The organism is Mesorhizobium sp. M7A.F.Ca.CA.003.01.2.1 (genome assembly GCF_003998945.1).
Classification (GTDB): Bacteria; Pseudomonadota; Alphaproteobacteria; order Rhizobiales; family Rhizobiaceae; genus Mesorhizobium; species Mesorhizobium ciceri.
Genome location: NZ_RZRA01000104.1, coordinates 1 through 8,855, shown reverse-complemented (window position 1 = coordinate 8,855; position 8,855 = coordinate 1). Strand labels below are relative to the sequence as shown.

The following is an 8,855-nucleotide window of genomic DNA, read 5'->3' as shown; positions in this document are numbered from 1 at the left end:
GCGCCGTTCAAGATGGTCGGCGAGTTCGGTCGCGACCACTTCGGCTACCGAAACGAGCGCAATGACGGATCGTGCGGCCATGTTTTCCAACCGTTCCCTGGCAACCCCGATATGAGTGCTGGACATGATGTTTATACCCAATCTACTTTCCACTGAAAGTGGGAGCGAAAGCATCGTGCGGGCAAGAATTGTCATCGTCGAGGATGAGCCCGACCTGAGGGACGCTGTCGCCGAATACCTTGGCGCCGCCGGATATGACGTGGCCACCGCTGAAAGTGCGGCCGCCGCGCGCAGCCTCGTTGAAACGCAGTCGTTTCATCTTGCCATTCTCGACATCGCCATGCCCGGCGAGGACGGCCTCTCGCTTGGCCGCTGGCTGCGTTCGAAACTGCCGATCGGCATCATCTATGCGACCGCGGCCGGCACCGCGCTCGACCGCATTGTCGGGCTGGAACTCGGTGCCGACGACTACATCGTCAAGCCTTACGAATTGCGCGAGGTGCTGGCCAGGGTGCGCAGCGTGTTGCGCCGGGTTCCCCAGCCCAAAGAGCTGCAGGACAAGAGGGCCGGGGCGGATCGCCGTTCCGTTGCCTTCGGCCCCTTCCAGGCCGATCTCGACGGCAGGCTGGTCACCGGCGCCAATGGCGTGGTGATCGACATGGCCAAGAGCGAGTTCGACGTGCTGGAGATTTTCCTCACCCGCGCCAACCGGCTGCTGAGCCGCGCCGCTATCTCCGAGGCGATCGGTTTCACCGAAGATCCGGAATCGTCACGCGCGGTCGACATTCGCATCATGCGGCTGCGCAAAAAGATCGAGGCCGATCCCGCCAATCCGAAATTCCTGCGCACGGTGCGCGGCGAGGGCTATATCTTCTCGCTGCCGGCCGGCGACGGCAACTGAGCACCGGGCCAGAAGGATGTAGTTGCTCGCCGGCCGAATTGGCGCGACTCCGGAATGACAGCACAAGATGATCGCTGAAGCAGCAAGCACCGATATGCAAGGGTTCAGGCAGGGCGCGGCGATGGCGGCCGTGCGCGTCGTTCGCCGGCTGCGCGAGGCCGGCGACTGGCAGCGCGAGATGGACGGCATACTGGAAACGCTCTGCCGGGCCATGGATTGCCAGCGCGGCATCCTGTTTCGCTTGCGCGAACTGCCTGGCCAGGGCTTCGCCCAATCCGTCGCCGCCTACTGGATCGACCCTCTTTTCGGCGGCGAACTGGCATCACCGACCGTCATCATGCAATCGATCGTCAATTCCGACCCGCTGCTGGAGCGGCTTGCCGAGGACGAGAGGCAAGGCAAGATCTTCGCCGGTCATACGCGCGACCTCGAAGGCTTCCTGAGGACCGATTTCGAGAAGCAGAACATCAAATCGTTCCTCTCGGTCTCGGTCTTCGCGCACGGCCATCTCTGGGGCACGCTGGCGGTCAATGACTGCATCAACGAGCGTGCATGGACCGACGAGGAAGAGGCGACGCTGCACATCATCGCGCTGGCCATCGGCGACGCCATAGAGCGCTCGCCCTCCGACGCCCACGCCAGCGAGGTCATTCGCCGCACCATGCTGCAGGCCTCGCTCGACGCCATTGTCGTCATCGACGAGACCGGCTCGATCATCGAATTCAATCCGGCCGCCGAGAAGATGTTCGGCTTCCAGCGCAGCGACATCCTCGGCAAGGACCTGCTCGATACGATCGTGCCGATCTACTACCGCAAGGGCTATGCCTCAGGAGCCGAATACATGTCCGGCCGCGGCGCGCCGATGGTCGGCCAGCGGCTCGAGACGGTGACCCAGAATGCCGCCGGCGAAGTGTTCCCGATCGAGCTGACGGCCACCGAGATGCGGGTTGCCGACCGCCGCCTGATCTTCGGCTCCATCCGCGACCTGCGCGACAAATTGCGCGCCGAGGAGGAAATCGGCCGGCAACGCGAGAAGCTGCACCAGAACGAGAAGATGGCGGCGATGGGTTCGTTGCTGGCCGGTGTGTCGCACGAGCTCAACAACCCGCTGGCCGTGGTTGTGGCGCAATCGACGCTGCTGCACGAATTCGCCTCCGATCCGCAAACCAAGGTGCGCGCCGAAAAGGTCCGCGCGGCCGCCGAGCGCTGCGGCCGCATCGTCAAGAGCTTCCTGTCGATGGTCCGCCTCCATCCCGCGGCACAAGCCGAGACCGACCTCAACCAGGTGATCCGGGCGGCACTTGAAGTGACCGCCTATGGCGCGCGCTCAAGCGGCATCATCATCGACACCGATTTCGCCGCAGGCCCGCTGCTGGCCATGGCCGACGCCGACCATGTGACGCAGGTGGCGGCCAATTTCCTCATCAACAGCCAGCACGCTTTGGCTGGCATTGCCGGCGACCGGCTGATCAAGGTGCGGACGTTCCGCAGCGACCGGGATCATCCCTGCTTCTCGGTCGAGGACAATGGGCCCGGCGTGCCGGAAGCGATCCGCGGCCGCATCTTCGAATCCTATTTCACCACCAAGCCGGTCGGCGTCGGCACCGGCATCGGCCTGTCGATCTCGAAATCGATCATCGAGCGGCACAATGGCAATGTCTGGTTCGAGGAAGTGCTCCCGAGAGGCGCGCGTTTCGTCGTCCAGCTGCCGGCCATCGTGGCCGGCCTCGCCACCGCCGGCGACAACCAGCCGCGATCGAGCGGCCTGCGCCATGCCTTGATCATCGACGACGAGCCGGATGTCGCCGGGTCACTCTCCGACATCCTCGAACTGATGGGCATCAAGTCGCGGATCGTGCCGGTCTGGGAATCGGCCGCCGCCACCTTGAGCGGCCACATGCCGCCGGACATCGTTTTTTCGGACCTGCGCATGCCCGGCGTCAGCGGCATATCGATCTATCGTGAGCTGCTCGCCGAAAAGCCCGATTTGGCGCGGCGTTTCGTGCTGGTCACCGGAGACCTGATCGGTGCCAAAGCCGAAATCGAAGCCTTGCCGGCGCACCAGCGACCGCAGATTCTGGAAAAGCCGTTCAGCACGCTGGATGTGCGCAGCGTGCTCTCCGCCATCGCCGAACAGGCGGCCTTGAAAGGATAAAAAAAGAGGCTCCCGGGGGCGGGAGCCAAAAGGAGCGCACTGGAGGGCGCTCGGGGAGGTCAGAGCATGATCCACAAAACGGGAACGGTTTTCGGGACCATGCTTCGACGGAAATCAGAAAATATTCGGCGTGCCGGTCAACGGCGCGGCATTGGCGATCATGCGGATCGCCCGGCTTTTGTGTGTTCCGGACTGTTCGGCGATGGCGCGCAGGCAATCCATGCTCTCGGCACCCCAGGCCTGGCCCTTGCAGGCGAAGTCGGTCAACGGCACCGGCAGACGCGCGGTCCTGGTCGTCGTCTGCGCGCCGTCGATGAGATTGGCCGGCGGATTCAACGAAGCGAAGGCCGGCCCGATTGTCGGCGTGAACGCCATGCCGACGAAGGCGCAAGCAGCCAGCACCATGAACATCGCCATGGGGTGGTCGCTGGCCCGCTGGCGCAGCGCCAGTTTCGGACGGCGGTCATTGCGCTCTGGAGCCTGAAGGCGGCTCTCGCCGCGGATCGTCTGGATTTTTGCATGCATTACCTTCCCCTTCGCTGAGTTTCTTTTGGCGGTGAAATGAACTTATCCGCGCTTTGTAACGGTGATGGGGTGGCGAAGGATTGGCACTGTAACGAATTCGAAACAGCATTTCGGGCGAAGTCGGGCAAAATCGGGCATGGCTTCGACGGCGCCGAGGCTCGAGGCGCAACTTGACCGATCTTACCGAACAGTCTTTCGAAAAGATCAGGCTCAGCCCGGAGCTTGAAGCTCGGCAATGATCTTGTGCGCGGCGATGCGCCCGGCAATGATGGCGCCCTCGACATACCCCGGAAACGATGGCGAGAGTTCTGAAGAGGCGAGATACACCGGCGGTGCGCCGGCAAGGATCGTTCGCTCGGCGTCTGTCGCTGTAACATCGACAATAAGATCGCTGTACGCGCCGCCGCTCCAGCGATCTCCTGTCCAGTCACGCAAACTGAAATCGATGACGTCACCGGCATCCGGACCAAGGGCTGCCTCCAGCCGGCCGGTCACCTCCGCACGCAGTTCCGCCTCGCCGAGGTCGCGCCAACGCAGCGCGAGCGAGCCGCCGGCGAACACGACGAGCGCCGCATGCTCCGCATCCTTGCCGGCGTCGCAGGCAAACAGCCCCGGCGGCTCGAGCCACATCACCATGCCGCTCAAATCCCGCGCCCGCCAAAACGGTTTGGCATAGCGCACCAGGATCTTGATAGCCGCGCCGCTTTCCCAGGCGCCGAGTGCCCGCCCCAGTCCGGCCGGCAAAGCGGGGGCAAAGGCGAGCTCCGTCACCTTCGCCGGCGGGACGGCAACCAGAACCGTGCGCGCCTCGACGGCACCCCCGGCCGAAACGACAAGAACACCTGGCGAACTGTGCTCGATGCGCGTGACCGGCTCGCTTAGCCGCAACCGATCGCCAAGGTCGCGGGCCAGATCGTCGGCCAGCGAATGCATGGTTTCGCGCACAGAATATTGCAGTTCCGTCACCTCGTTGGTGACCCGCCGGTCATTGTCGATCAAATACCAGAGAGGAATCTGGTCCAGCGCCATGCACCAGAGACCTTCGATCATCGAACGGAAAGCCATCCTTGCATCGGCCGAATCGTGCTGGCAGGCAAGCCAGTCGGCGACGGTCAGTCCGGCAATCGAGGCATCGTCCGGATCGATCCCGTTCATGCGCTCGCGGATCGCCATCGCGGCATGATAGGTCCGCTCAGCTCGTTGTGCGGACATCGTCGGCTGGGTGATGAAGTCGCCATCGACATAGGTTTCAACCAGCGTCTTGCCGCGCGCCTCGACCATGGCCATCAATTCCGGCATGTCCTCGCACAGGAACTGGCCACCACCATCGATGCGTTCGCCAAGTCCGTTCAATCGGGACTCGACGCGTCCGCCGACGCGGTCGCGTGCTTCGAGCAGGATGAAATCGATGCCGGCCTTCTTCATCTCAAGCGCCGCCGACAGGCCGGTGAAACCCGCACCGACGATGACGACATCGGCTCGCTCGAATTCGCCGCCCTCATCCGTGAAGGTCTTCAGCATTGCCGGCTATCCACCCAATCGTATCCGGCTTCCACCGACGAACTATGTCCTTGTCGACATATGCCGGCGGGCCGAACACACCATGCCGCAGGCTGTCTCTAACCTATCGTTTTCTCGAGCATATTGAGCCAGTTGCGATAGGCGATTTTTTCGATCAGCGCGCGGCCGAAACCGCGTGCCGCCAATGCATCGATCAGCTTCGGCAGGCCGGCGACATCGCCGATGACGGCCGGGATCATGGCGCCGTCGAAATCGGAGCCAAGACCAACGCCATCCTCACCCAGCGCCTGCAGCAGCGAATCGATATGGCGCACCATGATATCGAGGCTGGTGTCGGCATTCATGCGACCGTCCTCGCGCAGGAAGCCGGTTGCGAAGTTCAGCCCGACCATGCCGCCGGTTTCGCGGATCGCGCCGAGCTGCCAGTCGGTCAAGTTACGCGAATGGCCGCAGATCGCGTGCACGTTGGAATGGGTCGCCACCAGCGGCGCATCGCTGAGTGCGGCGACATCGCGAAAGCCCTTCTCGTTGAGATGCGACAGGTCGATCATGATCTTCAACTGGTTGCAGGCCTTGACCAGCGCCTTGCCGGCATCGGTCAGGCCAGGGCCGGTGTCGGGCGAAGACGGGAAGCGGAACGGCACGCCGTGGCCAAAGGCGTTCGGACGGCTCCAGACGATGCCGAGCGAGCGCAGGCCGGCTTCATGCAGCACGTCGAGCATGGTGAGCTCGGGATCGATCGCCTCGACCCCTTCGATGTGGAACACCGCGGCGATCGACCCTTGCGCCATGGCATTGCGCACATCGCCGGCGCTGCGGCAGACGGTGAGCGCTCCGGCCCGTTCCAGCCTGAACAGGATCGAGGCCATCGCGATGGTCGAGGTCAGCGCCTCATTGCGGGGAACCTCGGGCGGCAGCGGTTCGGCGGCGCCCGGCGCCAGGGGCACGGCGCCGCGCCTGGATTTCTCGACAGGCGGCGGAAAGATGGCGAACATGCCCCCGGCGAAGCCGCCGGCTTTCGCGCGTGGCAGGTCGATATGGCCGCCCGATTTCCCCTCGATGAACAGTTTTTCGACGTCCGTGTCTTTCGACTGATGGAGCCTGAGCAACGTATCGTTGTGGCCGTCGAAGACGGGAACGAGATCGGTTTCGGTCATTGGGGGATCATTCGGTTCGTTTGTCGGCGCGGCTAAGATATATCCTATCTACTTAGGCAGGATGCGCCACCCGCGCAAATGCCAAAGCCGCCCCGGTGGGATGGCAGCCGCTTGCCGCGCCGTTTCCAAGCAACGAATCCCTACCGCTTCAGCACGTCGGCCCATTCCTGATGGCGGCGGAACTGAGCGTTGGCGAACGGGCAGAGCGGGATGATCTTCTTGCCCGCCGCACGCGCATCCTCGACGGCGCGGGTGACAAGCCGAAGCCCGGCACCCTGGCCGCGAAAGACGTCCGGCACTTCGGTGTGGTCGATGATGATCTGGTGCTCACCGATCTTGGTGAAAGTCATCTCGGCCTCGGCGCCATCGGGTCCACGCAGGACGTAGCGGCCCTTGGAACCGCGATCCTCAAGTTCGATCTCAGGCAGTTGGTCAGGCATTGCTATGCTCCTTGGGCAGTATCGGCAAAGAACCGCCGTGCCGCCTCGATCTCGTTTGGCCGCACCTCGTGCCCGCCATCGTGCCATTCCACTGTGACATCGGCGCCGTCGGCACGCAAATAGGCCTCGAGCCGCGTGGTCAGGTTCGGTGGGCAGATCGGATCGCGCTTGCCGGCGGTCACCAGGATATGGCGGCCGGCGAGGCTGCCCTTGACCTCAGGTTCGAACGGGATCAGCGGATGCATCAGCACCGACGCGTCGAACAGCGCTGGAACCGCGAACACCACCGAGGCTAGGACATTGGCGCCGTTGGAATAGCCGAGACCCAGCACGGCCGATGGCTTCGCTGCTTCAACATGGGCCTTGACGAAGCCCGCCATCTTGGTCGTCGCCCGCGCCAGGTCGTCCATATCGTAGATGCCCTCGGCGGCGCGGCGAAAGAAGCGCGCGGCACCTTGTTCCGACACATCACCGCGCGGCGAGACGATGGTTGCCTGGGGCGCGAGATCGCGCCCCAGCGACAGAAGCTGATTCTCATCGCCTCCCGTGCCATGGAAGACGAACAGCAATGGACCGCCCGGCGAACCGGGCAGCACCTTGTGGATGTAAGCGTCCTTGCTCATGGTCTCAGCCTTCCAACTTCTGCAGATGCTGCTCGAGATAGGGCCGCAGGTGCTGGTGCTGCGTCGGCAGCTTCAGCGCCTCGCCCAGATGAGCGGTATCCTCGTCGCGTTCGAATCCCGGCTCGTTGGTGGCGACTTCGAACAGCACGCCACCCGGTGTGCGGAAATAGATCGCCCAGAAGTAGTCGCGGTCGATCACCGGCGTCACCCCATAGCCGGTGTCCATCAACGCCTTGCGTACTTCCAGCTGCCTGGCGCGGTTCTCGACCGCGAAGGCGACGTGATGGACGGAGCCGGCGCCGAGATCGGCGAAGGCCGTGCTCGGCAGCGATTCGATGTCGATGACATCGGCGCCATTGCCGTTCTTCACCGCCAGCCGCCTGAGATTGCCGGACTTGTCGACTTCCTCATAGCCCATGAACTTCAGCAGCTCTTCCGTGGCGCCGCCATCCTTCAGCCTGAGCGACACGGAATGAAAGCCTCGGATCGCCTCATCCGTGGGAACGCCGCCTTTCGCCCAGGGTGCTCTGCTGTCGCTCTTGCACTCGACCAGCGCGAAGCCGTCACCATCCGGTCCGGCAAAAGCCAGGCGCTTCTCACCGAAGGTTTCTTCGCGCGAGAGGCCGGTGACGCCCTCATCGGCAAAGCGTTTTTCCCAATAGCCAAGCGTGCCTTCCGGCACCGAGTAGACGGTGGTTCCGACTTCCCCGACCCCATGCCGGCCCTTGCCGATGTCGGGGAAGGGGAAATAGGTCATCACCGAACCCGGCGTACCGGCCTCGTCACCGTAGTAAAGATGGTAAACATCGGGCGCGTCGAAATTGACGGTCTTCTTGACCCGGCGCTGACCGAGTTTCCTGGTGAAGAAATCGTTGTTCTGGCGGGCATCCCTGGCCATCGACGTGACGTGATGCAGGCCCTTGATCTGGTCGAGCATTGTCTTGCTCCTTCCCTTGGTACATGTGCGGCCCTCGCCGCTGTCCACGCCAATATGAGGACCAGGGCAGTTTCCGCAAAGGCGGCAAACACAGAATAGACTGTGTCATAAAAGTGAACGATGGAACAAGGTTCGTTCACCAATTGGCTCGCAGGTCAGACTTGCGCCATGGCCAGAATTCGGTTCCATAAACGGCGTTCGACATCCGGGACAAAGGTATCGTGAGTGACTGGAAAAGCCAGGCGGCCTAACATTCTCCTGATCACATGCGACCAGTGGCGCGGCGATTGTCTGTCCGCCGCCGGTCATCCGATCGTGCGAACGCCGAATGCCGACGCTTTGGCCGCGGAGGGCGTGCTGTTCAAGCGGCATTATGGCGGCGCGGCGCCCTGCTCGCCCGCTCGCGCCTGCCTCTATACCGGCCTCTACCAGATGAACAACCGCGTCTGCCGCAATGGCACGCCGCTCGACGCTCGCCACGGCAACATTGCGCTTTCGGCTCGCGCCCTGGGCTATGATCCGACGCTGTTCGGCTACACCGATGTGTCGCTCGATCCGCGCCTGCTGGCGCCAGGCGATCCGCGGCTGCAAAGCTA

At 63.4% G+C, this 8,855-nt stretch carries 9 protein-coding genes; 3 read left to right on the top strand and 6 right to left on the bottom strand.

What is annotated here, in order from left to right:
* Positions 1-127: 127 nt before the first annotated feature.
* Together EN969_RS06930 and EN969_RS06925 are read left to right on the top strand one after the other, a co-directional pair.
* On the top strand, positions 128-901 hold the full coding sequence (locus tag EN969_RS06930) for a response regulator transcription factor (RefSeq protein WP_181172685.1): 774 nt from the start codon (positions 128-130) through the stop codon (positions 899-901).
* A 67-nt stretch (positions 902-968) separates the two neighbouring features.
* Complete coding sequence (locus EN969_RS06925) at positions 969-3,056, top strand: ATP-binding protein (protein ID WP_027163147.1); 2,088 nt, start codon at positions 969-971, stop codon at positions 3,054-3,056.
* Positions 3,057-3,170: 114 nt separating this feature from the next.
* Here EN969_RS06925 and EN969_RS06920 read toward each other — a convergent pair whose 3' ends face one another.
* The 6 genes from EN969_RS06920 to EN969_RS06895 all read right to left on the bottom strand — a co-directional run bounded on the left by EN969_RS06920 (position 3,171) and on the right by EN969_RS06895 (position 8,259).
* Positions 3,171-3,581, bottom strand: a complete 411-nt coding sequence (locus EN969_RS06920) for a hypothetical protein (protein ID WP_013529299.1) — start codon at positions 3,579-3,581, stop codon at positions 3,171-3,173.
* A gap of 210 nt (positions 3,582-3,791) precedes the next feature.
* Positions 3,792-5,102: a flavin monoamine oxidase family protein gene (locus EN969_RS06915; RefSeq protein WP_063169138.1), complete on the bottom strand. Its 1,311-nt coding sequence runs from the start codon at positions 5,100-5,102 to the stop codon at positions 3,792-3,794.
* A gap of 98 nt (positions 5,103-5,200) precedes the next feature.
* A complete protein-coding gene (locus EN969_RS06910; RefSeq protein WP_013529297.1) occupies positions 5,201-6,259 on the bottom strand; it encodes a dipeptidase in 1,059 nt (352 codons plus the stop codon).
* Positions 6,260-6,399: 140 nt separating this feature from the next.
* A complete protein-coding gene (locus EN969_RS06905) occupies positions 6,400-6,699 on the bottom strand; it encodes a GNAT family N-acetyltransferase (RefSeq protein WP_013529296.1) in 300 nt (99 codons plus the stop codon).
* A gap of 2 nt (positions 6,700-6,701) precedes the next feature.
* Positions 6,702-7,322, bottom strand: a complete 621-nt coding sequence (locus EN969_RS06900) for an alpha/beta hydrolase (protein WP_027163149.1) — start codon at positions 7,320-7,322, stop codon at positions 6,702-6,704.
* Between the two features lie 4 nt (positions 7,323-7,326).
* Positions 7,327-8,259, bottom strand: coding sequence for a VOC family protein (locus EN969_RS06895; RefSeq protein WP_127419044.1), 933 nt, complete (start codon positions 8,257-8,259; stop codon positions 7,327-7,329).
* A 225-nt stretch (positions 8,260-8,484) separates the two neighbouring features.
* On the opposite strand from EN969_RS06895, the gene EN969_RS06890 reads away from it, so the two are divergent.
* A partial coding sequence (locus tag EN969_RS06890; RefSeq protein WP_164758164.1) for a sulfatase-like hydrolase/transferase occupies positions 8,485-8,855 on the top strand: 371 nt, incomplete at its 3' end.

Bases quoted from the DNA above. Each gene is read 5' to 3' on its own strand.
- EN969_RS06930 (WP_181172685.1), top strand. From the start codon at position 128: ATGTTTATACCCAATCTACTTTCCACTGAAAGTGGGAGCGAAAGCATC.
- EN969_RS06925 (WP_027163147.1), top strand. From the start codon at position 969: ATGATCGCTGAAGCAGCAAGCACCGATATGCAAGGGTTCAGGCAGGGC.
- EN969_RS06920 (WP_013529299.1), bottom strand. From the start codon at position 3,581: ATGCATGCAAAAATCCAGACGATCCGCGGCGAGAGCCGCCTTCAGGCT.
- EN969_RS06915 (WP_063169138.1), bottom strand. From the start codon at position 5,102: ATGCTGAAGACCTTCACGGATGAGGGCGGCGAATTCGAGCGAGCCGAT.
- EN969_RS06910 (WP_013529297.1), bottom strand. From the start codon at position 6,259: ATGACCGAAACCGATCTCGTTCCCGTCTTCGACGGCCACAACGATACG.
- EN969_RS06905 (WP_013529296.1), bottom strand. From the start codon at position 6,699: ATGCCTGACCAACTGCCTGAGATCGAACTTGAGGATCGCGGTTCCAAG.
- EN969_RS06900 (WP_027163149.1), bottom strand. From the start codon at position 7,322: ATGAGCAAGGACGCTTACATCCACAAGGTGCTGCCCGGTTCGCCGGGC.
- EN969_RS06895 (WP_127419044.1), bottom strand. From the start codon at position 8,259: ATGCTCGACCAGATCAAGGGCCTGCATCACGTCACGTCGATGGCCAGG.